The organism is Vibrio jasicida 090810c (assembly GCF_002887615.1).
Classification (GTDB): domain Bacteria; phylum Pseudomonadota; class Gammaproteobacteria; order Enterobacterales; family Vibrionaceae; genus Vibrio; species Vibrio jasicida.
This window is the reverse complement of record NZ_CP025793.1, coordinates 1,526,381-1,553,218: the sequence shown is the minus strand read 5'-3', so window position 1 is coordinate 1,553,218 and position 26,838 is coordinate 1,526,381. Positions and strand designations below refer to the sequence as shown.

Here is a 26,838-nt window from a genome sequence, read left to right as displayed (position 1 = left end):
AACGATACTCAAGTTGATGAGTGCCATATTGGCATCATCGCATTATGTCATGGATGAGATATGAAACTGAAAACCCCTCTAATAACTGCCTGCTTATTTGCCAGTCCTGTCTTTGCCAGCGAGGCGCCTAAAAACATCATCTATATGATTGGTGATGGGATGGGACCTGCCTTTACCTCTGCTTACCGTTATTATCATGATGACCCAGCCACAAAAGAGATTGAGCCGACGGTGTTTGACTCGATCTTAGTTGGTATGGCAAAGACGTATCCTGATGACGTCACCTATGTTACTGACAGTGCAGCAAGCGCGACGGCACTGAGCAGTGGCATTAAGAGTTATAACGGTGCTGTGGCGGTTGATGTCGATAAAAAGCCAGTAAAAACCATGCTTGAGATGGCAAAAGAGCAGGGGATGACGACTGGATTAGTTGCAACGTCACAAATTAATCACGCCACGCCAGCGAGCTTTGCGGCTCACAATGAATCTCGTCGAAACTATGATGAGATTGCCAATGACTACATTGATAACAAAGTCGATGATCAGTTACCTGTTGATTTATTACTTGGTGGCGGTGTGCGTTATTTTGAACGTGAAGATCGCAATTTGGTTGAAGAATTTAAACAGCAAGGTTACCAGTACATTACCGATTTCAAAGACCTTCCTGCATTGCAAACTTTACCTGCTTTAGGCCTGTTCGCAGATAAGGCATTTCCATTTGCGCTTGATGAGAATCCCACTCGTCTAGAGGAAATGACCAACAAAGCTCTCTCACTGCTGCAACGTCGAGATAACGGTTTTTTCGTTATGATTGAAGGCAGTCAAATTGATTGGTGTGGCCATGCGAACGACATTGCGTGCGCGATGGCAGAAATGGATGACTTTGCCAAATCGATTGAATTGGCGAAAGCTTATGTCGATGCGCATCCAGACACTTTGTTAGTGGTGACGGCTGACCACTCCACTGGCGGTTTAACTATCGGTGCAAATGGACAATACCAATGGGATACAGAGGCGATTAAAGGAGTTCATCAAACTGCATGGCCCTTAGCGATGTCATTAGCGCAGTCTCACGATATGATCAAAACATGGAATGCTTCTGTGGATTGGGAATTGTCGAAAGAGCAAGGTAGACAACTCGCTTATGCGAAATTAAGTGAAGAACCAGCGAAAGCGCTTTATAAAGAAGTGAAAGACATCATCAACAAGAAGAGTTTTACTGGTTGGACGACGAAGGGTCATACCGCTGTTGATGTTCAAGTGTTCGCTTACGGGAAAGGGGCTGATAAGTTTGTGGGCTCACAGAACAATACCGATATTGCCAAGAAGTTGATCGGGTTTATTCAATAAATTAGATTGAAGCTGATTAGTAAAGAAAATGCCTCAGCGATTGCTGAGGCATTTTTATCAGCCAACTTCTCTTGCTAGAGAATTATTGTGCACGGTATTTACCGCTGTTTAGTTCAATTTTAGACGCTTTTACGCGACTGTCCGCATTTAGGTAATCACTGATGCCAAGAAGATCTTGGCCTTCTGATGCTTTAAACACCGCGGATTCACCTTGTGCGAAGACAACTTCAAGTTTCAGCTCCTTTGCTACGGCCTTTGCATCCGCAGGGCTTTTTACTGTTACAAAGATAAGGCCTGTGGCTTTAGATACGTTACTAAACGCGTTCTTAAACACCTCATCACCGGCATGCAGTTCAGCGGCTTCAGATAAGTTATCGACTGATAGCTTACGGTAGTCTTGGCCGTTAACTTCTAACGCGTCAGAAGCGACGAATAACTCAGGGGTTGGTTGCTCTGCCAATTGCTGTGCACTTGCAGTTGCCGCCATTGTTGAAAGAGCCAGAATAGAAAAAGTCATAAATTTCATGTGATTGACTCCTTAGTGACCGAAGATACGCATAGACCAGTTTTTGATAACCCCTGGTTGTGCGTTGTTTGCCATCGGTACATCATAGATAGCAGAAGAGTTGAAATATGCAATGAATGAGAATACTTCATCACCGTTGGTATCGATCGCGCGTAGCGTCCATTCGCCTTTCGCATTCTCACCGTAGAACTGGTTCGACAGCATTAGTTGGTTTTCGTAACCTGCCACTGTTGGATCAAGTGATTGACCAACAAGGCCGTTGCGAGGCGTTTGTAGAACAGAGCGCGTACCTGCTGGAGAAATTAGTTCAATTGCCAAATCTGGTAGGCGTGAGTGTTCCAGCGTTAGCTTAACTTGAACAGACTCAACCGTTAAGTCTTCAGTGATCGCAACAGCAGAAGAGCCGCCCGTTAAGCTTGCATCTGGAACGCTCACTTCAGTTGCATTGTTTGCCCATGGCGTAATGACTTGTGCAGGTAGAACGTTGTTTGTCATACGTGCACGCTTCATTGCTTCATCTAGGTTAACGGCACCAAAACCATAGAAGGAATGGAAATCAACGCCCGCTGCGTTTTTCTGCCATGGTGAAATAGCTTCATAACTGACAACTTCACCTTGGTTGTTGACAAATTCAAGTGCAACACCTGGGTGATCTTTGTCCGTGACACTTGCTGTTTCTGCAAGAAGAGCACGAACATCACGAGCTGATAACGCGTGGTTTGTCGACATGATTGCGGCAATCGCACCAGAGGTGTTTGGAGCAGCAGAAGACGTACCATTCATCGTGCTGGTGTAGTTACAGTTTGGATCTTGCTCTGTACCGCCATGCAAGCCATTAATACCCAAATCTGCGCTGGTGTTTTGACCTTCTTCACAGCCCATTAAGTCCGTTGTTACCATTGCTGGAAAGTCTTGGCCGTATTCCCCCGCTGGTGCAGCAACCCAAACGTTTGTACCTACAGACGAGTAACTTGCACGTGTACCATCGGCACGTAATGCACTAGTGACTAGGTTGTAGTAACTTGCGTTGTCATAAGACTGCTGTGAGTTGTGCATTGGTAAGCCTTTGTTACCACCACCGGCGAAGAAATCGCCTGGAAGAACGAAGAATCGGCCAGTATTGAAGTAACGATAACCGTTACCTGCAGACTTAACGAAGACTGCTCCACGGCCCCATGCGTTACTTTCACTCACATCTTTCATTACATCCATTTCGAGTTTGAACTGAGGATCATTCTCGTCGAATGGAATAGGGGTAAGTGGGCTAAAGCCATAACTTTGGTTGAATACGCGCACGTCGCTGGTAGACGCGTCTGCACCGTGAGAAATTAACCAACCTTCAAGCGTTTGGTTAGCGAGCCAGTTAAAGCCCATCAAAGAAGAGCGAGAAGCGACACCGCGAACGCCTTCACCGTTATTACCGACAGCACTGATCAAACCGGCAACGGCAGTACCGTGACCATTTGCATCGACTGGGTAGTCGGCTGGGAATGAAGAGTCTTCAACAAAGTTTCTGCTGCCTGTGACTACGTTACCTGCAAGGTCTGGGTGGTCGATTTGAACACCAGAATCGATAACGGCAACTTTCACCCCAACGCCAGCAATACCCATTGCTTGTGTCAGGTTGGTGTTTAAATCGTTACCCGCAACCGCAGGATTGGCCGCGAACGCCGTTTGTCCTGTGTTGTTTAAGTGCCATTGCTCTGAATAGAGCGGATCGTATGCCGAGACGGCAGGAGAAATACCTACTGCCAACATCGCGGCGAATAGGCGATTAATGCGTGTTTCCATTTGTGACCTCATTGTCTTTGTTTGGAATTTTTGTCCCTGTTCGATACTCCTTTAAACAGGTCTAAACAAAGCTAGCGGTTAACTAAGGAGACGAAAACTGTTTACATCTTATTTACGTTCATTTTTCGACGCACGACATTATCTTGACGTTAACTGCTTGAAGTCACTTGGGATTCTAGATATTTGACTGGAAGATAGCGTGTTTAAAAAGCAGGAAAACTAGAGTAATTTCCTGCTTTTTATGGAATGGGGTGATTTATATGGCAGGTTGTATGGTTGCCTCAGGTTCTGTAGGGGCTTGTTCTTTACGAGACAGCAGACCGTCAACTACCTTTTCAACATAAAACTTCTTAAATTCTTTATCGCACCATTTCTTGTTCAAACCGCGACGGTTGAATTCAGCACCGATTGCTACTCGAGTTTGATTTGTGGCGCGATTGTAGTAGAGCGTTTCGCATAATTGCATGTTACTCATTTGCTGAGCGTACACATTAACACTGCTACTTCGCATTCCAAGTTGGGAAGCTTGTTGGTTACTGCATGCAGCCAAAAAGAAAGGGGCAAATGCAGCAAGAATCCATATTTTTTTCATTGTGCTTTTCTATGACGTCGAGTGAATTTTGTGCTGGTTACGACCAGCTTGTTTGGCATCATACAGAGCTTGGTCCGCGGCAAAGAACCACTTATCCCACTCTTGTTTGATCGATTGAGCGCTTAACTCGTTGACCGCGCCGAGAGAGATTGTGGCGCTTAGCGACTGTGAGTCAACCTCTAGATTGTTGTTTTCTACTGCAAGTCTCAAACGGTTGAGTGTTTTTGCACAGTCGTCGACGTGACGGATTTCGAACAATAATACAAACTCTTCACCACCCCAACGAACTAAAAGATCACCAGAGCGTGTCGCCTCATCCAAAATAGTGGCGACATGTATCAGCATCTTATCGCCTAAGTCGTGCCCGTATTGGTCATTGAACGATTTGAAGTGGTCGATATCAATGACCGCTAAGGCAAACTTTCTATCTGGACTGCGACGAGCCATATTTTCCAACCAGCTAGGAAGGTAGCGGCGGTTATGGACTTTAGTTAGCGGGTCTGTTGTGTTCTGTTGCGCCAACTCTTCGTTGATCTTATTCATCTGGCGGATGTAACGGAACAACCAAAAACCGATAGCCGCAACGACACAAAAATAGAAGATTTCACGATAGCGTTGAGATTCAAGCTCAGACGCTTGCAACGCATTTTTTGCTTCTAGTAAGGTCAGCTCTTTTTGCGCTAACTTTGCCTCAAGATCGAGCTTGATGTTAATCATTTCTTCACCATGGACATGGCTAGAAAAGTTGCGCTCCAAACTGCGTAACTGACCTAAGTAATCAAATGCAGCTTCAAACTTCTTCAACTCTTGATTCGCTCGAACCATGACTAGAAGAAGGTCCATTTTTTGTTTAGTTTCAGCGCTAGCCGATTCATTTAAGCTATCGAGTGCCAACTTCGCATTTAAGATTGCTTGATCAAACTGATTGTCTGCGAGGTACGCTTCGGCATACGCCTCATAACAAGCGGCTTTGATACTTTTATGATTCTGAGGGTTAGGTAAGGCTAAGCAGGCTTCTGCTAGCTCTAATGATTCATCTATCTTACCAAGCGTACTCAAAAGCTGAGATAGGTTGGAAACAGAATTATGTTTGATTCTTACTGAGCCGGTTTCCATCGACAGTTTCGCTGCTTGTTCGAAATAGTGTTCAGACTCAAGGTACTCTTCCATTCCAAAATAAACCACGCTCATGTTAGCGTACATGATCGCCAGGAAAAGGCTGTTGTCGTAATGATCATCGCTGTTTAAATACCCATCAATCGCTTGATCTAAGTAGGTTTTCGCTCGCTTCCAATCGGACAGTTCCATGTAAAGAGAAGCGATATTATTGAGCGTCATCGCGATTTGGATTTCAAACTCAGAGTGTTCAAGCAGATCGTAAGCGGTACGGTAGTGTCTTAGGCCTGTTTGCACTTGAGCGCGTTGGACTTCAGCATTACCTAACCAGCGATAGGCGCGGCCCTGCAAAGAGTCATAACCGATCTCACGCGCGGTGTTGATGACTTCGTGTAATAGAAGTTCGCCTTGCCACACTTCGTCTGCTTCTACCAATTCTACGGCTTGGTTGAGTTTGGCTTCTGCAATAACCCACGGCAACTTGTGCTTTTTACCAAACTCCACAAGGTTGGGAAGTTTCGGTAAAGGAACCCCTTCATAGCGTTCTAGATAGATACGGGCAAAGTAATACAGCGCTTGAGATTCTGGCGAAGCATTAGGTGTCAGTGACAGATCGCTAGATTTAATTGAACGAGGTTTACCAATGGAGTCGAAGTAGAACTCCAGCATTGGATAATCTGCGCGAGCAAGATGTTGCTTTAGGTAGCTTTCCTTTTTGGGCGCGTCAGCGGCTAGGCTGGGTAGTGAGCAAAGCACTCCAAATATAATAGTAAAAAGGAATCGCAGCGTTTTTAACGGAAAAGGCATCAGACTGTTGATAGAAAAGCTGACTCTTATAATGAAACACGTAACAAGTTTATCATCTCTTAACCGCGATTACCCATAGATTTAGCGGTTTTATTCTGCTTATTATTCTCTTCACCAAGCCAATGAAACTAGGCATGTGGTCAAGGTAAACGTTTAAAAAGTTCAGCTTTGTCGTAAGGGAGGAAGGTAGAGTCTTTCAGCGGTTATTTATATAAGAAGGGTCGGAGGGCTGGTGGGGATATTTTCGCTGACCGATTCAAAAATAAAGACGCCGTTTGATGATAGTTCAATCTTAAAAAATCGTTCGATCTCTAAAAGTTCACATGACTGTAATAAAAATTTAATCTTTGTATGAGTTGTGGAAAAATGCTTTTTTCGACATAGTGTTAGTAAGCCAAGAGAAAACGGCTTGTTTTCACTAAAAAGGAGATTGCCTATGCACAATGAAATGATTCAACCTTCCCACTTTGGTATCATCGGTCGTACTTGCATCGCGTCTGTACTAATGATCGTAGGTGTTTTCACATTCATGTAATGAGAAAGTCTCTTTCTATTACCGAATAAGAAAACCATAGCAAAATTCAGGGAATTACCTTAATAAAAAATAAGGTATTCCCCTGAAAATAAAAGCCACGTCTATTTTCTTAACTCAACAAGCTAAAAACCAACGCACTTACTGCAATAATCCCCGTCAATAGGACAAAGTACGTCGATACTTTTCCACGATACTGCTTTAACGCTTTCACTTTGTACACCGACAACATCGGCATAATGAACAAGATCATCGCGATAACCGGGCCAGATAGTGCCTCCATCATACCCAAAATGCTTGGGTTCATGATTGCTGCAATCCAAATAGACACGAATAGCACCACAACGCTGATGTGATCAACACGGCGTTTCGGCATATCTGAATGCTTAGTGATCAAACCATTTAGGCTTTCACGTGCACCTAAGAAATGGCCAAGGAAAGAAGAGGTGATCGCGACAAATGCTACAAGTGGACCAAGCGTTGCAATGAATGGATTGTCTGTTGCATTTGCTAAGTAAGACAGTACTGATACGTTTTGCGATTTCGCCTCTGCCAGTTGCTCTGGAGAAAGCGCCAAGACACAAGAAAACACAAACAAAAGAACAAACGCAATCAGCATGACGCTTGTACGACGCAGAATCAGTTCTGATTTATTATCGGCCGCATCACCATAATGACGACGTTGAACATTTGCAAAAGTGGAAATTGCTGCTGCGTGGCTGAAAGAGAAGATCACAACCGGAATCGCTAACCACATTGTGCTTGCGAAGGACGACATTTCCGGCGCATCCATCACTGGCATGCTCCAGTTCGGCATCAGATAAAATGAAAGAAACGCCAGAATCGCAACCAATGGGTAAACCATGATAGCAAACGCACGTAGCATCACTTTTTCACCCGCCATCATGATAGCAATTAAGCTGAACACCAATACGCCGGAAAGTAGGGCACGCGGTAATGGCTCCATACCCGCTTGGTTGACCATGAAGCTGTCAACGGTGTTGGTAATACCTACGCCATAGATAAGTAGAATCGGGAAGATTGAAAGGAAATACAAGAGAGAGATAGAGCGTCCCGCTTTTGCGCCAAAGTGCTCTTCAACCACATCGGTAAAATCTGCGTTTTTCACTTTTGATGACAGCACAAATCGTGCTAGGCCACGGTGTGCCAAATAAGTCATTGGGTAGGCGAGTACCGCCATGACGACAAGCGGCCAAAAACCGCCAATACCTAAGTTAATCGGTAAGAATAAAATACCCGCACCCACGGCAGTACCAAACAGACTTAGTACCCAATGGGTATCATGTTTAGTCCAAGCGTTTGTTGTGTTTAATTCACTAAAATTTAATGTATATCGAGATTCTTTCACTTAAAACTCGCCTTTATAAAAATAATAATCGCGCGGATGTTAACTGTTTTAGTGATTGTTATCACATGGAGGTGATGGTGAATCATGCTAGTGAAGAGGCAAAGGTGTAAACTATCGAACCATGTAAAATTGAAAAAAGCGATATATAGTTTCAGTTCGGTGTTTATAAATTGAAATTATATCGCGAAATATTACAATTTTATGGTTTTAGATGTTGCGGTTAAGCTTTGTTCGATAACATTGTAAGGTGTTCCGAAAGCAGCAGTGGTCTTGCGACCCCAAACCCTTGAGCAAACTGGATATTTAGCGCTTTCAGTGTATCGATATGACCTTCTGATTCGACAAACTCGGCAACCGTGACCAACTGCATGCTGCAGGCGACTTGGCTGATGGCTTGGACGATGATTCGGTCATTTTCACTGTCGACAATGTTTTTCACGAATGAGCCGTCCACCTTCAGCACGTCAAGGGGAAGGCGACGCAAATAATCGAAGCTCGCATAACCGGTGCCAAAATCATCCAGTGCGATGGTGGAACCTGCTTCCCGAAGTCTGTTTAAGTTTTGAATTGCAATTGGTTCATTACGAAGTGCATCCGATTCGGTAATTTCAAAACACAGTTTATTCATCGGGATCTGGTGTAGCTCCGCTTCGGTTTGAATGTCTTCCGCTAAACCCTGTGAATTCAGCGCTTTGGCGGTCAGGTTGATGGCACATCGTCCGATCGAGTCCCAATCTTTAATATGGTTTTTTAGCGCTTTGAAAGTGTGTTCGATTACCCATTTGTCTAGCTCTCTTTCTAACCCGAACTCATTGATTAAAGGGAAAAACTCAGCCGGAGACATAAGCTCTCCCTGTTTAGGTTTAAGGCGCAGCAAAATCTCAAAGTGGGCATTTTGAGCGTTATCCGATAGCGCTCGATAAGGCTGACAATAGAGCTCAAATTCGTTTTCGCGAAAGCACTGTTGGATGAAGCTCAATTGGTTAAGTGTCTTATTTTCTTCTTGATTGTGTGTTACCCAGTTCACGCATGCGGTGTCGCGACCTTGTTGCTCGCACAGTTTGGAGATCAAAGGATCAAGATTGTGGTTTCCGTCGATGGAAGCACACTGGATGGTACGTTTTACAAGGCTTACCGCGCTGTCGTCGAAGTAAAAATAAAAACGGTCTAACAGCCCAATGAGTTTGTTTAACTCTGCTTCCATGTTTGGCAAGCGTGGTGCAAAACAAAGTAAACCGCTAGCGAATGGCGGCAGATAAGCTCGAGTTAGGTGGTCAGTCTTATACGCGAGGTATTGGCTAAGTTGTTTCATTAACTGTGCTCGACCTTGGTGTCCTAATCCATGAAGTTTAGATAAGGTTGGTTCAAGATCGATGTAGATCAATGTCGCGTGAGTTTGCGTTGCGACATCTTCTTTTAGTTGCGCGAGATTGTATAACCCCGTAAAGCTATCGATGCGTTCTTTTCGAATCGCATTACGTGTCGTGACATAGTTCTTTATTGTATGAGCACCAAGCATAAAAGTGAGCATGGTCAGTACAAACAAAACCAGCAGCATCGCATAAACTTGTTCACGAGATATAAAGCCAAGATTGTATCGACTGATGATGTTTTCCACGCATACCAGCAATGTCGTTGCACCAATCAACATGGGGCGCAGTAAACCTAATTTGCCTAACCCCATGCCTACTAGGCACAGTAACATCAAACTGAGCGTATTAAGTGTCAGCGGGTTTTGTGTGGATATGCTGGCGACCAAAAATAGCGCACATACCATCAACCATAAGCGATAGTGTAATGGATCAGAGTAGGCCGCCATCATTGCACGATCGAGCTTAATATACGGTGCATTTTCTCCATCAAGGACATAGCTTAAACCAAGGCACAACAGAGGAGTTAGTACCATTTGTGTCAAAATGGCGCTCAAAACAGAGTAAGCGATAAACTCAAAAGAGAGATTTGCCACGTCACTTAAAAAGGCACTAATCAGCATGAGTAGAGCAGTGTTTGCAATAGGATAGAGAATGCCGATTAATACCGCATAATAACTGAGCTTTAAGGTGAAGTTATACGCCGCAACGCGTTTTAATGCGGATCGGTAGAGGTGACAAAACAACAGCGGCAATGCGGGTAGCAACACAGAAAATAGCAAAGCCATTTCCCACGGACGTTTGGAAAAGCACCCATAGTAGAAAAGTAACCCAGCAATGATTGTTGGCAAAACGCGCCAACTGTATCGGAGTATCACTGTTACAACGAAAGCGGCCGTAAAAGAGAGTACGTGGACACGATCCTGTGCTATCACGTAAAAGTTGGAGAGGCTATAGCTTACTTGTATTGCGCAAAATATTAGGATTTGAATGCCTAAAAACTGCCACCACTTTTTATTTTTATAATCGAGCAACAGGGGTGATTGCTCGAATCCAGACATCGACATTATTTAACTCTAATTTTGACAGCGTAATGGAAGTCTCCGTTTAAGCGCGGATGCTTCATTTTTTATAATGATTCGCCTAGCAAGGTGAGTGCAGTTGCTCATGGTGGGCGGGTTAGCCCTTATCGTTTTTATTATTTTTGTATATAAGAGCGGCGATTATTCTACAAAAAACAACCAACAATCAAATAAAAACTGGTACGACGTTCCGTTAATATGAAAGAGTGCTCATGAACACGATTCTTTGTTTGAAAAATCAACCTTTGCCTAAAGTTGGTAAAGCACTAGAATCTGACTGAAATAATTGGAGTTTATCGAAATGGGGCTTTAGATATTGCTTAATGTGTCCCGAAGGAGTGAGTTGTTGTGAAGATCACCTCAGCAGAAAAACAAGATTTAGTTACGCTATACGAGCTTGAGCATAAGCTGTTTGGGCATCATGCATACCCAAGATTCTTCTTCAGACAAGCATTTGATTGCTGGCAACAGGGGTTGGTAGTTTCCAAGCAAAGCGAGCACGTCACAGGCTATGTATTGATGGCACAAAGTGATGAACAAAACACCCATTGGATCTTGTCACTTGCGGTAGATAGTCAGCACCGAGGAAAGGGGATTGCACGTTCGCTTGTGGAGAATGTAATCGCAAAAGCAAGTTCCGGTTCTGTTATTAAGTTAACTGTCGATCCGAACAATGCGCCGGCTTACAAGTTGTACACTTCGTTAGGCTTTAAGGTTCTGGAAAAAGAAGAAGATTATTTCGGTGATAGAGAGCCGAGACTGGTCATGGCACTAGCCCGTTAATCTTGCACTTCTGTGATTCAAACTCGCACCTAATCAGTGCATTGCCAATTATAAAGTGAAAACGGATTTTGTTAAGTTATTGAAATGTAATGTAATATAAAATTGGCATCGGGTTTGCTATTTAGATTATGTTCATCGTTAACTCGATGCGCCGCTTTCCCTTAGCAGGCGGTTAAGCGGATAGGGTATTACTTTTTGAGCTTTTATAGGCAATGCAGCCTCTCTCGTTTCGGGAGAGGTTTTTTTTCGCTTGTAGCTCGTCATTCTAAGGAAAGAATCAGGGGGCGGAATGTCGCAAGGATGCAAAAAAACCACTTGTCCCTATTGTGGTGTTGGATGTGGTGTCGAGGTCAATGCGAAAGGAATCGTTGGGGATGCGTGTCATCCTGCAAATGCGGGATCACTGTGCGTAAAGGGCGTCGCGTTGGCAGAGAGCTTGAATATGCCTTCGCGCTTGTTGTATCCAAAGCTTGTTACCAAGCAGCGACCTCAAGGGCAAGAAGTACAATGGCAACAAGCCACGGATCTGATTGCAGAAAAGATTCATCAAGCGAAAGCAGAGTTTGGACCGGATTCCGTCGCGATGTACGTGTCAGGCCAGTTGTTGACGGAAGACTATTACGTCGCCAACAAACTCATGAAAGGCTATGTTGGCAGCGCTAACATCGATACTAACTCGCGTTTGTGTATGTCTTCGGCGGTTGCGGCTCATGTACGAGCATTTGGTGAAGATGTCGTTCCCGTCAATTACGACGATATTGATAAGACTGAGCTATTGATAATTTGCGGTGCGAATACCGCTTGGACACACCCTGTTTTATTTCGACGTATTCAACAAGCGAGAGAGAACAATCCTAATCTCAAACTGGTGGTTATTGACCCGCGTGAAACGGTCACAGCACAGCAAGCGGATTTGCATCTACCAATTAAAAATGATGGGGATGTATCACTTTTTAATGGGCTGATTAAGTTTCTTATTGAGCAGCAATATATTGATTCTAAATACATTAATTCTTATACCGACGGGTTTGATGCGCTTGCAGAAGAAGTTTCTGATTCGCGTTACGATGTCACTAATTTGACGTCTTCCATTGGCATTTCAGAAGAAAAACTCACGACATTCTTCCAATGGTTTGCGCAAAGCCCAACCGCAATCACGTTGTTTTGCCAAGGGGTTAACCAAGCCGAAAATGGTGTCGACAAAGGCAATGCTATTATTAATGCACATTTGGCATCAGGCAAAATTGCCAAGTCAGGTTGCGGGCCGTTTTCTATTACAGGTCAGCCGAATGCGATGGGCGGACGAGAAGTCGGTGGTTTGGCAAATCAATTAGCGGTTCATCGCGCTTTTGACGCAGAGTCTATCAAGCAAGTGCAGGCGTTTTGGGATTCACCAGAAATTGCCACTCAGCCCGGTTTAAAAGCCGTTGAGCTGTTTGAGGCGGTAGAACGTGGTGAGATTAAAGTTCTGTGGATCATGGCAACCAATCCCGTTGTCTCTTTACCAGATAACCAATTGGTAAAACGTGCACTAGAGATTTGTGCGTTTGTGATTGTTTCCGATATTACAGCGGATTCGGATGTAGCGCATTACGCGGACCTGTTGCTGCCCGCCGCTGGCTGGGGGGAGAAACAAGGCATGGTGACCAACTCTGAGCGTCGACTTTCAAGGCAGCGCCAGTTTCAAACACCTCCGGGTGAAGCAAAATCAGATTGGTGGGCGATAAGCCAAGTCGGACAAGCTCTGTGCGCATTGGAAAAGACACAAAATGGTTTTGCGTTTACTTCAGAGCGAGCAGTTTTCAGGGAATATGCAGCAATGACAGGTATGAATGCAGATTCACCTTTGAAGCTCGACCTGTCTCAATACGCGAGCTTAACCGAGCAAGAATACGAAGAGTGGGTGCCGACACAATGGGGAGGAGAGCGTCCTTTTGCTGATGGAATCTATTCGCACCCAGATGGTAAAGGGCGTTTTGTCGTCACCAGTGAATCTCCAACACGTTTAGAGAGAACAAAAGGCTGGTGGCTCAATACGGGCAGGCAACGCGACCAATGGCATACCATGACGCGCACAGGGCATATCGCACATCTTGCCGCCTCTGAGTTAGAACCAACCGTGTACATGAACACACTCTCTGCAACTCAAAATCGCTTAAAAACAGGACAACTCACCAAGCTGTTCCAGCCTACTTCAAACACCAGTATTTATGCCAAAGTTGCCATTGATGAAGGTTTGGGTTTTCAGGAGCTGTTTATGTCAATGCACTGGGCGGGTCGATATGGCGGTGAAAGCAGTGTTAACGCGATAGTAAACAGCGCAAAAGACCCTATTTCTGGGCAACCTGCGTTTAAGTCATCTTATGTTGAAGTGCAAGACGCAGCGGTAAAAACCTACGGTATGTTCATCGGTACACAGTTTGATTCCGGCAAGTTTCTCTACAGCGCATTTCAAGCAGAAAGTAATCTGGGTATCTGGCGCTTTGCACACGATAAACGACCAAAGAAGCAGAGTTTTTGTCGAACGGAAAAGAGCCGCAGAATTACGATAGATATTGCCCAAGGTTGGCTAGCGGTGGATTACGACCTTGTTGGAGACGTTCGTATCATTCGCTCTGTTTTAGTGGTGTCTAGTGAACCGATTCAAACCGACTACACGAACTTTACCGGCTTGATTGGCAAACCGATGGAGCTATCGCAACTGCTTACCATCACTCAATCGCAAAGCAGTGCCAAACTGGTTTGTAGTTGTTTCCGTGTCACTGATAAACAAATACATGACGCGATGGATAAGCAAGACTGCACTTCACTGACTCAACTTAAAAACAAACTCAAATGCGGCACTAACTGTGGTTCGTGCGTTTCTCAAATCAAACAGATGGTCGACAGTCATCAGCATCAAAAGGGTAAACAGCAAGCGAACCAGCAAAGTTTGGCTATTCAAATAAAGTAAGTCATAAAGAGGATAAGCACATGGAAGCGCCTTATCAAAAGTCTTGGTTTAAGAAAGGACAAGCGAGTCAGAAACAAGAAGGCTCGTCTCGCTTTTCTAAGCATGATCAAGCAAGCAAACTGAACCAACTTTTAGAAAATAACTCCGCAAGTCTAGATGCGAACCACAAAGGTTTTGTCTCGATTGTTGGAGCAGGGCCGCACGATCCTGACTTGTTAACGGTAAAGGCTGTAAAAGCGATTATGTCGGCAGAGGTTCTGCTGTACGACCGTTTGGTTAACAAAGATATTTTGGAGTTGGCTTCGCCACAAGCCGATTGGATTTACGTGGGCAAACGATGCGGACAACCTAGTATTGGTCAGGAAGAAATCTGTGATTTGATGGTGTCGCTCGCTCAGCAAGGAAAGCGAGTTGTACGCTTAAAAGGGGGAGATCCTTTTGTATTTGGCCGTGGAGGTGAAGAGGCGTTTGCACTCGTCAAACACTCAATCGCTTACGAAGTCATCTCCGGTATTACTGCTGCGATTGGATGTTCAGCAAACAGCTTGATACCGCTGACTCATCGTGGCGTTGCTCGCAGTGTTACCTTTGTGACAGGGCAAGTGGTAACAGGCGCATTTGAGGCGTGGAGCAATCTGATGCAAAGCGGACAAACGTTAGTCTTCTATATGGGGTTAGAAAAGTCATCGCAAATACAAACGGGTTTAATCAACTCCGGTTTGAGAGCAGATTTCCCAGTCGCGATCATCACTCATGGTTGCAGCCCTCAGCAACAAGTTCATGTTACCCAACTCAATCAGCTCAATGATTTATCGATTACACTTAAAGGCGTGAGCCCAGCATTGATTGTGATGGGAGAAGTTGTCAAACTGCGCGAACAACTAATAGAAACCGTACAGTCAGTGACGGAATACGAGGGAATATGAGCAGCATTTTGGAATGTATTAGAACAGTCGGTCGTGGCGAACGTGGCAGAAAACCACTGAACTTTGACCAAGCATTTCGAGTTATGGATGAATACCTAAACGGTGAGTGCGACGACGATCAGATGGCAATGTTATTGATGCTGATCCGTGTACAGAACGAGACTCAACAAGAAATCGCTGGCTTTGTGAAAGCATTCCAATCCCGCATGCCAGCTATTGGTGCAGATATTGATTGGCCATGTTATGCGGGCAAACGTGAAGCGGCAGGTCAACTGTGGCACCTGTTGGCAGCGAAGATCCTCGCCGATAATGGCCATAAAGTGCTGATGCACGGCTATCACGACCGCCAATCTGGACGTTTACACGCAGAAGATTACCTCGACAAATTTACTATTGAGAAAGCGGAATCAGCAGAAGAAGCAAAGCTTGTGTTAGAAACACAAAACATCGTGTATCTACCGCTGAGTGCGTTTGCTCCTCAAGCAGAAACCATGATTGGTTGGAAGAATCGTTATGGGCTTAGAACGCCGATTAATACCGTAGTTCGAGCATTGAACCCGGGGCAAGCAACGATTGGTATTCGTGGTAGCTTCCATCCTGGATTCCAACAACTTCATGCTGAAGTCGAATACGAGATTGGTCAAACCGCTCACGCCGTTGTGTCATTCAAAGGACAATCGGGTGAGTCAGAATACAACCCGAAAGTAAGTCAAACAGTCTGGTTAAGCCAAACAAGCGGCGTGACATCGCACTACTGGACGGAGCAAATGCTGTCTGAGGTGCCAATGCCTGCGAACTGCCCATTTGGGACGTCAGAAGACGACATGAACCAAATGGCAAATACGGTTCTCGCTACCATGACAGTGGTCTTGTTTGCACAAATGCACGACAGAGAAAGAGCATTCGAACGTGCCTTCTCTTACTGGCAAGCCTATTGCGGCCAGCAATAACGCACTATTGTCAATTAATGTAAAACCAACGACGCAAAGTTGTTGAATCTGAATCCATTATCTATTGTTTGAAGAAGGTAAAAGATCCTAGTTCGCCAATGATGTGTTTCACCACCTTGCTCCTTATCAGAGTGGTGAAACCGCAGTTTTAGCCTCGATAGCGTTCGTTTCTCGCTGCGCTTTTGAGAATGAGAAATTCCCATATGGTAAGACACAGAGGACATGGATAATGGTTCTAAAGCATACCACTCCTAGTGAAAAGGCTTCTCATCCGATCCCGCAAGAAGCCTTCGATTGGTACGACGAATACGCCCACGGAAAAATCACGCGCCGTGAGTTTCTAAATAGGCTGGGTGGTCTTGCGGTACTTGGCTTTAGCATGACAGCACTGGTCGACGCGCTAACCCCGAATTACGCACTGGCAGAACAAGTTTCATTTAACGATCCTGACATCAAAGCAACTTACGAAACCTTTCCATCTCCAAATGGGCATGGAGAAGGGCGTGGTTATTTGGTGATGCCACAGAAGAAGACCTTAAAATCGCCGACCGTGTTGGTGATTCATGAAAATCGAGGTCTGAACCCTTATATCAAAGATGTCGCAAGACGACTTGCAAAGGACGGCTTTATTGCTTTCGCTCCAGACGCGCTTTATCCACTCGGCGGCTATCCTGGGAACGACGATGAGGGTCGCGCCATGCAGAAAGAGATGGACAGAGCCAAGATCGAACAAGACTTTATTGCAGCCGCTAACTTCCTCAAACAATACGAGGGTGGAAACGGTAAATTGGGCGCGGTTGGATTCTGCTTCGGTGGATACATTGTCAACATGCTTGCAGCGGTAATGCCAGAAGAGCTCGATGCAGGTGTGCCTTTCTATGGAACACCCGCGGCGCAAGAGATCCAAAAGCAAGTCAAAGGGCCATTGATGATTCACTTTGCAGGGCTCGATAAGCGTGTTAACGATACATGGCCTGCCTATGAGCAGCAGTTAATTGCAACTGACGCACGGTATCAAGCGTTAATGTATGAGAACGTCAACCACGGCTTCCATAACGACTCAACGGCACGCTACGCACCGGAAGAAGCAGCGCTCGCTTGGGAACGCACGCTCGGCTTCTTCAAAGAACATCTCGCCTCTAGTTAAAATGCTTCAGCTTTAGTTGGCACATTCCTTGTTATGTCTCTCTTAGTGAGTGAGATATAAACAAGGAATGTGCATGACTCAATCAACGTCAAAAACACCTATCATAGTGTGCTGTGATAGCCTCCAAGAGCAGGCTCGATTGTCCGGCTTATTGAGCAAAGATTACGACAACATCATCGGTTGCCAATTGGCACAACTAGAAACGCTTATGCAGCGAGAACCGTCAGCAAGCGTTGTGGTCGGATGGCAGCAACCAACCGCAGAACTGCGTTTGATCGTCGATTTCTGCCGCAGAAAATCGGCACCACTTCTTATCGTCTTAAAGCAATTATCATCCAATGATATCAATCGGTTATCAGAAAAAATGGACTATGTGCTCATGCCGCACGATAGTGAATTTGCACTTCAGCCTTGGATTGAACATGCGACATTGGTGAGAGCGAAATTCGAAAGTATGCAATCGGAAATTGAATCGCTGACCCATAAGATCGAAGAGCGCAAGCTGGTGGAAAAAGCCAAGGGGTTGCTGATGAAGATGCACAGCGTTGATGAAGATCAGGCTTATAAAGCGCTAAGAAATTCAGCCATGCAATCGAGCCAAACGCTCGCACAAGTTGCCAAGAATTTGATAACCACCTTGGAGGTCTTGGATTAGGTGTTCTACCACTTTGGGGTTAGGGTGCGTTTTCTAACGTGGTGCGTGTTGCACTATCAGCAAGCAATAACAGGGAATAACAAACAGCAAGATATACTAATCTATTGTATTTACTGTGAAAAATAAGTTGGCACAGTAATTGGATTAGAAGAATTGGGTTTATTGTTGAATCGCTTATCTCAATTATCAACGACGGTAATTGTAGACTTAGCAACGGCGCTACTGCTCTTCGGAGTAGTGGCGCTTTTTTTATGGGAGCAAACCAATGAAATGGAGTTCGATGCTGAAAGTGTCAGCAATTTCGTTATCGGTATTCACCACGGTCAGCGTAAAGGCAGAGTTGGGTGAGCCAGAAATTGAAGACCTGAAGTTTGGTTTTATTAAGTTAACCGATATGGCACCGCTGGCGGTTGCTTATGAGAAAGGTTTTTTTGAAGACGAAGGCTTGTACGTCACTTTAGAAGCGCAAGCAAACTGGAAGGTGCTTTTAGACCGAGTCATCGATGGTGAGCTTGCTGGTGCGCACATGCTTGCTGGTCAGCCATTGGGCGCAACGATTGGTGTCGGCACAAAAGCAGAAGTGATTACCGCGTTCAGTATGGATTTGAACGGCAACGCAATCACGGTTTCCAATGATACTTGGGAGCAGATGAAGCAATACATTCCAAAACAACCAGATGGCAAACCTGTTCACCCAATCAAAGCGGATGCACTGAAGCCTGTGGTCGACAGCTATCTGGATAAAGGCAAACCTTTCAATATGGGCATGGTGTTTCCTGTATCGACGCACAACTATGAGTTGCGATACTGGTTAGCGGCAGGTGGGATTCATCCTGGCTTTTACGCACCAGAATCAGGAGACAACAGTGGCCAGTTGGATGCTGACGTTCTTTTGAGTGTTACACCGCCACCACAAATGCCAGCGACGATGGAAGCGGGCACGATCAAAGGGTACTGCGTAGGCGAACCATGGAACCAACAAGCCGTATTCAAAGGCATTGGCACACCAGTCGTGACCGATTACGAGATCTGGAAGAACAACCCAGAGAAAGTGTTTGGTGTTTCCAAAGCTTGGGCTGAGAAGTATCCAAACACGCACATTCGAGTAGTCAAAGCCTTGATTCGAGCGGCACATTGGTTGGATGAAAACGACAATGCCAACCGCCAAGAAGCAGTGAAGATGCTATCAAAAAGCGAATACGTTGGAGCGGATGCCGAAGTTATCGCCAACTCAATGACGGGCACATTTGAATACGAGAAAGGTGATAAACGAGACGTGCCAGACTTCAACGTGTTCTTCCGTCATAACGCCACGTATCCGTATTACAGCGATGCAATTTGGTATCTGACTCAAATGCGTCGCTGGGGGCAAATCTCAAGCGAGAAATCCGATGATTGGTATATGGATGTGGCAAAAGAGGTTTACCGTCCAGATATCTACCAACAAGCGGCTCAAGCGCTAATTGAAGATGGTGTGTTGAGCAAAAAAGACTTCCCAGATTTCAGTGCTGAAGATGGTTTCCGTGCGCCACAAACACACTTTATCGACAACATCGTTTATGACGGTCGTGAGCCAAATAAATATCTAGAGAAGTTCTCTATCGGGCTTAAAGGAAAAGACAAAGTTTAGGATGAGCAGTCCTACAAAAAATACAGCGGGCAGGTGAGTCTGCCCGCAATAACAAGGATGTAAATTTCTTAGGAGTGAGTATGTCTAGTAATGTCATTTCCCTTTTTCCTGCTAAGCAGGTAGTGAACCGAAGTCGGTTGGTGCTTTTGCCCGTGATTGGTTTGCTGATCTTTTTGGCAATGTGGCACTTAGCAGCGAAAGAAGTGCAAACTTCATTAGGTACGCTACCGGGGCCAGTGCAAACTTTTCAGCAGTTCGGTAACCTTGTCGATGACCATTGGCAAGAGCGAGAAAAAGAACAAGCGTTTATCGAGCGTCAGGAAAAACGCAATGCCGCGAAGTTAGCCAAGAATCCAGACGCCGAAGTAAAGATTCGTCCTTACACTGGTAAACCGACGTTCTTCGACCAAATCATAACAAGCTTAGTAACTGTGACTGCAGGCTTTTTGCTGGCGACGGTTATTGCGATTCCACTTGGCATCGTGCTTGGTCTTAATCAAGGGCTGTATCAAGCGTTCAACCCAATCATTCAATTGCTCAAGCCCGTATCACCTTTGGCTTGGCTGCCTATCGTCACTATGGTGGTGAGTGCCACTTATGTGAGTGATGACCCGATGTTTGCTAAGTCGTTCATTAACTCTTTGATCACTGTGGCGCTGTGTAGCTTATGGCCGACGCTGATTAATACCGCTGTGGGTGTAACGAGCGTTGATAAAGACTTAATCAACGTGAGCAAAGTGCTCCAACTTTCGTGGTGGCAGCACATACGCACCATCGTTTTACCTTCTGCCATTCCAATGATCTTCACCGGTTTACGTCTCTCTTTAGGTATCGCTTGGATGGTATTGATTGCGGCAGAGATGCTCGCGCAGAACCCAGGGTTAGGCAAGTTCGTTTGGGATGAGTTCCAGAACGGCAGTTCAGCATCATTGGGGCGCATCATGGTGGCTGTCATCACCATCGGCTTTATCGGTTTGATGCTCGATAGAGGCATGCTGCAACTTCAAAAGTGGCTGTCTTGGAATAAACAACAAGCGTTGAGATAAGGGAAAAGATCATGGAAAAAGCATTATTAGATCTAACGCGTTTAGGGATGCGATTCCCAACGCCAGATGGCGAGTTCATCGCGCTTAAGAACGTCGATTTACAAATCAATAAGGGCGAGTTTGTATCCCTAATTGGCCACTCTGGCTGCGGTAAATCAACGGTATTGAACTTAGTCGCAGGGCTGCACATGCCAACAGACGGCGGCGTGATCGTCGATGGGCGAGAGGTAGCTGGACCAGGACCAGACCGCGCGGTGGTGTTCCAAAACCATTCATTATTGCCTTGGTTAACCGTGTATCAAAATGTTGAGCTTGCAGTAAAACAAATTGCCGGCAAAAAGGGCAAAGCGTGGATTCAGGAACAAGTGAATCACTATTTGGAGCTGATTCAAATGCAGCATGCTGCGCACAAAAAGCCGGATGAAATCTCTGGGGGTATGAAGCAGCGAGTCGGCATTGCGAGAGCATTGGCACTTCAACCAAAGGTTTTGCTGATGGATGAACCATTTGGTGCGTTGGATGCGTTAACTCGTGCGCACTTACAGGATGCACTGATGAAGATTCAAGCCGAGCTAAACAACACCGTGATCATGATTACTCACGATGTGGACGAAGCGGTGCTGCTATCCGACAAAATCGTGATGATGACCAACGGACCGGCAGCAACCATTGGTGAAGTGTTAGAAGTGAACCTACCTCGCCCTCGTGAGCGTGTCGCACTGGCGGATGATGCGCAGTATCAGAAGTGTCGACAAGCGGTGTTGAAGTTCCTTTATGAGAAGCAATCCAAAGTCGAGATTCCTGCTTCGAAAGAAGAGAAACCCAAAACCGCAGCGCAAACGGCATAAGGAGGCAGCGATGAACAGTCCTTTAACGATCCCAGTAAAGAACGCATTGAGCCACATCGTTGTGGTAGGCAACGGTATGGTCGGGCAACACCTCGTCGAGCAATTAGTGCAGAAAAACGCGCATTTGGAGCACCGAATTACCGTTATTGGTGCAGAGCGTTTTATCGCGTATGACCGTGTACAACTCTCTTCTTTATTTGCGGGCAAGTCTCATGATGATTTGATGCTGAGTAACCAAGAATGGTACGACATGCATGGCATCCAACTCGTACTTGGCAGCCAAGTAACTGGCATCGATAGAGAGCAAAAGCGCATTCTGCTTGATGGTGAAGATGTGCTGGGTTACGACCAACTTGTGCTCGCGACCGGTTCGTACCCATTTGTGCCGCCAATTGAAGGTAAAGACCGCGACAACGTGTTTGTCTACCGCACGCTTGATGACCTTTCACAAATCAAAAAAGCATGTGAAGGCGTAAGAACGGGCGCAGTGATTGGCGGCGGCTTGTTGGGTTTAGAAGCGGCAAACGCACTTAAACTATTGGGGTTAGAAACTCACGTTATTGAATTTGCTCCCCGCCTGATGCCCGTGCAGTTAGACGATGGTGCTGGCTTAGTGCTAAAAGAGAAGATTGAAGTGCTAGGGCTAACCGTTCACACCTCAACGGGTACGGAGCGAATCTGCGATGGTGAAACGGCTAAGCATCGTATGGTGTTTAAAGACAAAGATCCTCTCGAAGTGGATGTGATTGTCTTCTCCGCAGGCATTCGTCCTCAAGATGAGCTGGCAAAAATGGCTGAGCTAGAAGTCGGCGAGCGAGGCGGTATTGTGATTAACAACCAATGCCAAACCAGCGATGAGAATATTTACGCGATTGGCGAATGTGCTCTTTGGGAGCAGAAGATCTTTGGTTTAGTCGCACCCGGTTACACCATGGCGAGAACCACTGCCGATGTCTTGACTGGTATGCCAAGCGAAGGTTTTAAAGGCGCAGACATGAGTACCAAGCTCAAGCTGCTTGGGGTAGATGTGGCGTCTATCGGCGATGCACAAATGCAGACCGAAGGCGCACAAGAAATGGTATTGCAAGATGCGGTTGCCGGCATCTACAAAAAGCTGTTGGTTGATGCGAGCGGCACCCAATTGCTTGGTGCGATTCTCGTTGGTGACAACAGTGACTACGATGCGCTCTTACAGTGTTATTTGAACAAAACGGTCCTGCCAGACCACGCGGCGAATCTGCTGTTTGATACCGGAATGCTGGACGGAGAGATGCCAGACAGCGCTATCATCTGTTCTTGTCACAACGTCACAAAAGGCGACTTAGTTGCCGAGATTCAAGCTGGCACTACCAACCTGACGGACCTTAAAGCCAATACCAAAGCCGGTACTGGCTGTGGTGGCTGTAGCAATATGGTGAAGTCGGTATTGGATACTCAATTGGCAGCTATGGGGGTAGAGGTTAACAACCACCTTTGTGAGCACTTTGAGCTCAGTCGCCAAGAGATGTTCCATATTTGCCAAGTGGAACAAATCAAAGACTTCGACACCTTAATTGCACTGCATGGCAAAGGGCATGGGTGTGATATCTGTAAGCCGACAGCAGCATCTGTATTTGCTTCTTTGTGGAATGAACACATTATGGAGCGACAGCATCAATCTCTGCAAGATTCCAACGATGCCTTTATGGCGAACCTGCAAAAAGATGGATCTTACTCGATTGTACCTCGTGTTCCGGGCGGCGAAATCACACCAGACAAACTCATCGTACTAGGCGAAGTTGCTCAGCAATACGATCTGTACACCAAGATCACTGGCGGTCAGCGGGTGGATTTATTTGGCGCGCAGTTAGAACAGCTTCCTGAAATCTGGCAAACCTTAATCGATGCCGGTTTTGAAACAGGGCACGCCTACGGTAAATCGGTGCGCACCGTGAAATCGTGCGTGGGTTCTACTTGGTGTCGTTATGGTGTTGATGATTCAGTTGGATTAGCCATTGAGTTAGAGAACCGCTACAAAGGATTGCGAGCGCCCCATAAGCTTAAGTTTGCAGTATCGGGCTGTACTCGCGAGTGTGCAGAAGCGCAAAGTAAAGACATTGGGGTGATCGCCACCGAAAACGGCTGGAATCTATACGTTTGCGGTAATGGCGGCATGAGACCAAGACACGCTGATTTGTTTGCATCCGACTTATCTAAATCAGAGTTGATCACCATGATTGACCGAGTATTGATGTTCTACGTCAGCACAGCAGATCGTTTGCAGCGTACGTCGGTGTGGATGGAGAACATGGAAGGGGGCTTAGATTACCTTAAACAAGTGATTTTGGATGACTCTCTCAACCTATGTGATTCTTTGGATGAACAAATGGCACGAGTCGTAGATACCTATCAATGTGAGTGGAAGAGTACGTTGGATAATCCTCAAAAATTGCAACGCTTCCGTCCTTTCTTGAACAGCACGTCGGGCAGCAAAGTCTTGCCGTACCAACGTGTGCGCGGTCAGCGTATTCCCGTGAAACAGGAGGTGTAAATGGCTGCTTTAACCAAAGTGAAATTGTGTCAGCTTGATGACCTAATGCCGTTCATCGGTGCCACGGTGTTGATTGAAGGCGAGCATGTCGCGCTATTCTACATTCCTGATAGCGGTGTTTACGCCGTTCAAGATTGGGACCCAATTGGTAAGGCTTATGTGATGAGTCGAGGGATTGTCGGTGATATTGATGGTGAGATGTGTGTTGCATCACCACTGTATAAACAACACTTCAGTTTAAAGAGTGGGCAATGTTTGGAAGACGAAGCGCACTGTCTAAAAACGTGGCAAGTAACGATCGACGATAATCAGGTTTGTTATTTAGCCGAAGAATGATCCTCGAAATTAGCTTGCTCGATATGAGTAAATTCTTAGCGTAAGAGACAAGCGAATAAAGCTCCAGAGACAGCACAGTATGGCTCTGGAGCTTTTTACTATTTGGAAGGATTCACTTTCAGTTCGGTATAGCCAGTCGAGTCGTCCATCGTTCTGGTAAACTCAAGTTCTGAGTAAGAATGGATGATCAATTCTGCGGTGGTATCAATAACCGTGCCTTCCATTAAATGCCCTCCCCAGACTCGTCCTTCACGATCAGACACCGAGATATGAACGTGTTGATGTTCAGGCGTTAGGGTTCCAATCACAGAGACGATTTCAAATGGCTCTTGCTTGGTTAACGTACTCTCTGCACTTGCCAAACGAAGGTTGAGGTCAGAGACACAGCCAACGCATGAGGCAATCGAGCCAGCTTTGATACCATGCTGCTCGACCAATTTCGCAAGGCTGAGCTTTAAGTCCATGCCTTTGGTAAGACGTACCGCTATCACTTCAATCGACATGTCACTTCCTAATCAAAACCAGCAAGCAGGAAAGCGCCGTATCCAAGTCGGCATAACGTTTGGCTTTGCCAAGTACGCGCATGCCTTGCATGTTGTTGAGAACAAAACGAGCAAGCTCTTCTGGTTTCAGCGTTTTCGGCACTAAGGTTTCTTTTTGTGCATTGGTCAGCGCATCCGCAATGATGTCGATAAGATGGTCAAACAAAAAATGCCCTTTGCGCAGTACATCATCGTCTTCCCCAGCGTGCTCAATCAACGCATTTTGGATAAAACACCCACAGTTGCGTTTGCGCTGCAGCTCAGCAAAAGATTTAAGGAACGATTCCACCTCAGGTAAAGACGCGTCGTCTTTTTCCAAATCATTCAGTGACGGTAGCGAGACCTTTTTCAAGTAGGTATCGAGCGCTTCGTAGTAGAGCTGTTGCTTGTCACCATAGGTGTTGTAAAGACTGAAGCGGTTGATGTTCAACTCGTCTGTGAGATCCGAGATAGACGTGCTCGCAAAGCCCTTGCGCCAAAACACATCCATAGCCACGAGAAGTTTTTCATCTCGGTCGAAATTGGCTTTTCTTGCCATAAATTACCTGCCTGGGTCTGCTTATCGGGTAATTAAATTGCTTTGGAGGGATGGTACAGAGAACCTCTAGCGTTCGAACTGAACCAATATGATGAATACCCATCTATTCTTGGGTATCAGCCCCCAAATTCGTGTGAACTCACAAACGGCATCAAAAATCTCGCTCAGCAAACAGACCCACAACTGTTTGAAAATTTTTGATAGTGAAGTTCTTGACTGATCGTTTATAAACTGGCTACAGTATATCCTAACCAATCGGTTAGAAAAAGATAAAAGGAAGTGAAATGAAGCTCTATGAAACCGCAATGACTCCAAGTTGTAAGCGAGTTAGCATTTTTCTAAAGGAAATCGGTGGCGAGGTTGAGCGAATTGCGCTGAACGTTCGTGAGGGCGATAACCTATCTGAACCGTTTAAATCGAAAAGCGTGAACGGCAAAGTGCCTTTACTAGAACTGGATGATGGCACTGCGATCTGTGAAAGCGTGGCGATTTGTCGTTACCTAGATGAAGCGTTTGAAAATGATCTGGCGTTGTTTGGTGCTAACCAGCTCGAACGTGCTCAGGTGGAAATGTGGCATCGCGTTGTCGAATTCCAAGGTTTGTACACGGCTTTTCAGGCGTTTCGCAATATCACAGCAATTTACCAAGACCGTGAAAACTGCGTAGCTGCGTGGGGTGACGAGTCGAAATCTCGCGTATTAGAATTCCTACCAATTCTCGACAAGCGCCTATCAGAAAGCGAGCACATCGCCACGGACAACTTCACCATCGTAGACATTACCGGCTACATTTTTGTTGGTTTTGCCGTAAATGGCTTGAGTATTGAAGTGTTCGAAACCTACCCAAATATTGCGCGTTGGTTTGAACAAGTATCGGTGCGTGAGGCATTCCAAAACTAAGGCTTAGTTATCTTCAATAAAGCAGTGAAGCTTGTATGAGTTCGCTGCTTTTTGCCGTTTTAAGCGTAAAGATCTTCAATTTTATCGGGTTTTCTCTTCTTTTTCTGCCTTTCTCCTATAATTAACTCTATTAATGAAACAACATCAATTGGCTCTCACGGCGTTTTGGAACCTTGAGTTCTTAGTTTGTAGACGTCCCAATCATTATTGGACTTCACCAAGTAATGAAGGACACCAAGCGACAAGGAGAGGTTATGCGTGTTCGAAGTAAAACCATCAATGGCGTGTTGTGTACGCTGCTCGTAGCGTCTGTGTGTGGATTAGTTGCGATGTATCAAAACCACACTCAACAACATCAACAAATTGAATTGCTGCGGGGGCAACTGGTGGAAAAAGAAAACCAAATCGTTGTCTCGAATGAGGCGTTGTCTTATACCCGTTACCAACACCAACTATTATCAGAAGATTACACTCGATTTAGAGACGAACAGTCCACTAACGTCATCCTTCGTTAGGCACT

22 protein-coding genes are annotated in these 26,838 nt (G+C 45.6%); 14 read left to right on the top strand and 8 right to left on the bottom strand.

Going from position 1 to position 26,838, the window contains the following annotated elements; translation table 11 throughout:
• The first annotated feature begins 60 nt into the window (after nucleotides 1-60).
• Complete coding sequence (locus C1S73_RS24485; RefSeq protein WP_038873495.1) at nucleotides 61-1,350, top strand: alkaline phosphatase; 1,290 nt, start codon at nucleotides 61-63, stop codon at nucleotides 1,348-1,350.
• A gap of 82 nt (nucleotides 1,351-1,432) precedes the next feature.
• On the opposite strand, the gene C1S73_RS24480 is transcribed toward C1S73_RS24485, so the two are convergent.
• From C1S73_RS24480 to C1S73_RS24450, 6 genes are all read right to left on the bottom strand, one after another.
• The gene (locus C1S73_RS24480; protein ID WP_038873497.1) at nucleotides 1,433-1,876 is read right to left on the bottom strand and encodes a hypothetical protein; all 444 of its coding nucleotides are present in this window, start codon (nucleotides 1,874-1,876) and stop codon (nucleotides 1,433-1,435) included.
• 12 nt (nucleotides 1,877-1,888) lie between these two features.
• Nucleotides 1,889-3,667, bottom strand: a complete 1,779-nt coding sequence (locus tag C1S73_RS24475) for a S8 family peptidase (protein ID WP_038873500.1) — start codon at nucleotides 3,665-3,667, stop codon at nucleotides 1,889-1,891.
• A gap of 256 nt (nucleotides 3,668-3,923) precedes the next feature.
• On the bottom strand, nucleotides 3,924-4,259 hold the full coding sequence (locus C1S73_RS24470; protein WP_038873503.1) for a hypothetical protein: 336 nt from the start codon (nucleotides 4,257-4,259) through the stop codon (nucleotides 3,924-3,926).
• Nucleotides 4,260-4,268: 9 nt separating this feature from the next.
• Entirely contained in the window at nucleotides 4,269-6,182 is a 1,914-nt protein-coding gene (locus C1S73_RS24465) for a tetratricopeptide repeat-containing diguanylate cyclase (RefSeq protein ID WP_061034602.1), read from the bottom strand.
• A 644-nt stretch (nucleotides 6,183-6,826) separates the two neighbouring features.
• Nucleotides 6,827-8,083, bottom strand: coding sequence for an aromatic amino acid transport family protein (locus C1S73_RS24455; RefSeq protein ID WP_038871642.1), 1,257 nt, complete (start codon nucleotides 8,081-8,083; stop codon nucleotides 6,827-6,829).
• A gap of 220 nt (nucleotides 8,084-8,303) precedes the next feature.
• Nucleotides 8,304-10,520 carry an EAL domain-containing protein gene (locus C1S73_RS24450; protein WP_038871645.1) on the bottom strand — a complete coding sequence of 739 codons (2,217 nt, stop codon included), beginning with the start codon at nucleotides 10,518-10,520 and terminating at the stop codon, nucleotides 8,304-8,306.
• A 363-nt stretch (nucleotides 10,521-10,883) separates the two neighbouring features.
• Between C1S73_RS24450 and C1S73_RS24445 the strand changes: the two genes are divergently transcribed.
• The 11 genes from C1S73_RS24445 to nirD all read left to right on the top strand — a co-directional run bounded on the left by C1S73_RS24445 (nucleotide 10,884) and on the right by nirD (nucleotide 24,339).
• Nucleotides 10,884-11,318, top strand: a complete 435-nt coding sequence (locus C1S73_RS24445) for a GNAT family N-acetyltransferase (protein WP_038871648.1) — start codon at nucleotides 10,884-10,886, stop codon at nucleotides 11,316-11,318.
• Nucleotides 11,319-11,607: 289 nt separating this feature from the next.
• Nucleotides 11,608-14,271, top strand: coding sequence for a nitrate reductase (locus tag C1S73_RS24440; protein WP_038871651.1), 2,664 nt, complete (start codon nucleotides 11,608-11,610; stop codon nucleotides 14,269-14,271).
• A 20-nt stretch (nucleotides 14,272-14,291) separates the two neighbouring features.
• On the top strand, nucleotides 14,292-15,197 hold the full coding sequence (gene cobA, locus C1S73_RS24435; protein ID WP_038871653.1) for a uroporphyrinogen-III C-methyltransferase: 906 nt from the start codon (nucleotides 14,292-14,294) through the stop codon (nucleotides 15,195-15,197).
• A complete protein-coding gene (locus C1S73_RS24430; protein WP_038871656.1) occupies nucleotides 15,194-16,147 on the top strand; it encodes a glycosyl transferase family protein in 954 nt (317 codons plus the stop codon). Before cobA ends, C1S73_RS24430 begins: the two co-directional genes overlap by 4 nt.
• 229 nt (nucleotides 16,148-16,376) lie before the next feature.
• Nucleotides 16,377-17,294 carry a dienelactone hydrolase family protein gene (locus tag C1S73_RS24425; protein ID WP_038871659.1) on the top strand — a complete coding sequence of 306 codons (918 nt, stop codon included), beginning with the start codon at nucleotides 16,377-16,379 and terminating at the stop codon, nucleotides 17,292-17,294.
• A 73-nt stretch (nucleotides 17,295-17,367) separates the two neighbouring features.
• Complete coding sequence (locus tag C1S73_RS24420; RefSeq protein WP_012129218.1) at nucleotides 17,368-17,949, top strand: ANTAR domain-containing response regulator; 582 nt, start codon at nucleotides 17,368-17,370, stop codon at nucleotides 17,947-17,949.
• Nucleotides 17,950-18,214: 265 nt separating this feature from the next.
• Entirely contained in the window at nucleotides 18,215-19,579 is a 1,365-nt protein-coding gene (locus C1S73_RS24410) for a CmpA/NrtA family ABC transporter substrate-binding protein (protein ID WP_005387573.1), read from the top strand.
• Nucleotides 19,580-19,659: 80 nt separating this feature from the next.
• Nucleotides 19,660-20,625, top strand: coding sequence for an ABC transporter permease (locus C1S73_RS24405; RefSeq protein WP_038871666.1), 966 nt, complete (start codon nucleotides 19,660-19,662; stop codon nucleotides 20,623-20,625).
• Nucleotides 20,626-20,636: 11 nt separating this feature from the next.
• Nucleotides 20,637-21,473, top strand: coding sequence for an ABC transporter ATP-binding protein (locus C1S73_RS24400; protein WP_038871668.1), 837 nt, complete (start codon nucleotides 20,637-20,639; stop codon nucleotides 21,471-21,473).
• Nucleotides 21,474-21,483: 10 nt separating this feature from the next.
• Nucleotides 21,484-24,003, top strand: coding sequence for a nitrite reductase large subunit NirB (gene nirB / locus C1S73_RS24395; RefSeq protein WP_050566727.1), 2,520 nt, complete (start codon nucleotides 21,484-21,486; stop codon nucleotides 24,001-24,003).
• A complete protein-coding gene (gene nirD / locus C1S73_RS24390; protein ID WP_038871673.1) occupies nucleotides 24,004-24,339 on the top strand; it encodes a nitrite reductase small subunit NirD in 336 nt (111 codons plus the stop codon).
• A 98-nt stretch (nucleotides 24,340-24,437) separates the two neighbouring features.
• On the opposite strand, the gene C1S73_RS24385 is transcribed toward nirD, so the two are convergent.
• Both C1S73_RS24385 and C1S73_RS24380 read right to left on the bottom strand, forming a co-directional pair.
• Complete coding sequence (locus C1S73_RS24385) at nucleotides 24,438-24,842, bottom strand: PPC domain-containing DNA-binding protein (protein WP_038871676.1); 405 nt, start codon at nucleotides 24,840-24,842, stop codon at nucleotides 24,438-24,440.
• 1 nt (nucleotide 24,843) lies between these two features.
• Nucleotides 24,844-25,419: a TetR/AcrR family transcriptional regulator gene (locus C1S73_RS24380; RefSeq protein WP_038871678.1), complete on the bottom strand. Its 576-nt coding sequence runs from the start codon at nucleotides 25,417-25,419 to the stop codon at nucleotides 24,844-24,846.
• A 284-nt stretch (nucleotides 25,420-25,703) separates the two neighbouring features.
• Here C1S73_RS24380 and C1S73_RS24375 point away from each other — a divergent pair, with 284 nt between their 5' ends.
• Both C1S73_RS24375 and C1S73_RS24370 read left to right on the top strand, forming a co-directional pair.
• A complete protein-coding gene (locus C1S73_RS24375; RefSeq protein ID WP_038871681.1) occupies nucleotides 25,704-26,318 on the top strand; it encodes a glutathione S-transferase in 615 nt (204 codons plus the stop codon).
• 254 nt (nucleotides 26,319-26,572) lie between these two features.
• Nucleotides 26,573-26,833 carry a hypothetical protein gene (locus C1S73_RS24370; RefSeq protein ID WP_038871686.1) on the top strand — a complete coding sequence of 87 codons (261 nt, stop codon included), beginning with the start codon at nucleotides 26,573-26,575 and terminating at the stop codon, nucleotides 26,831-26,833.
• Nucleotides 26,834-26,838: the final 5 nt, after the last annotated feature.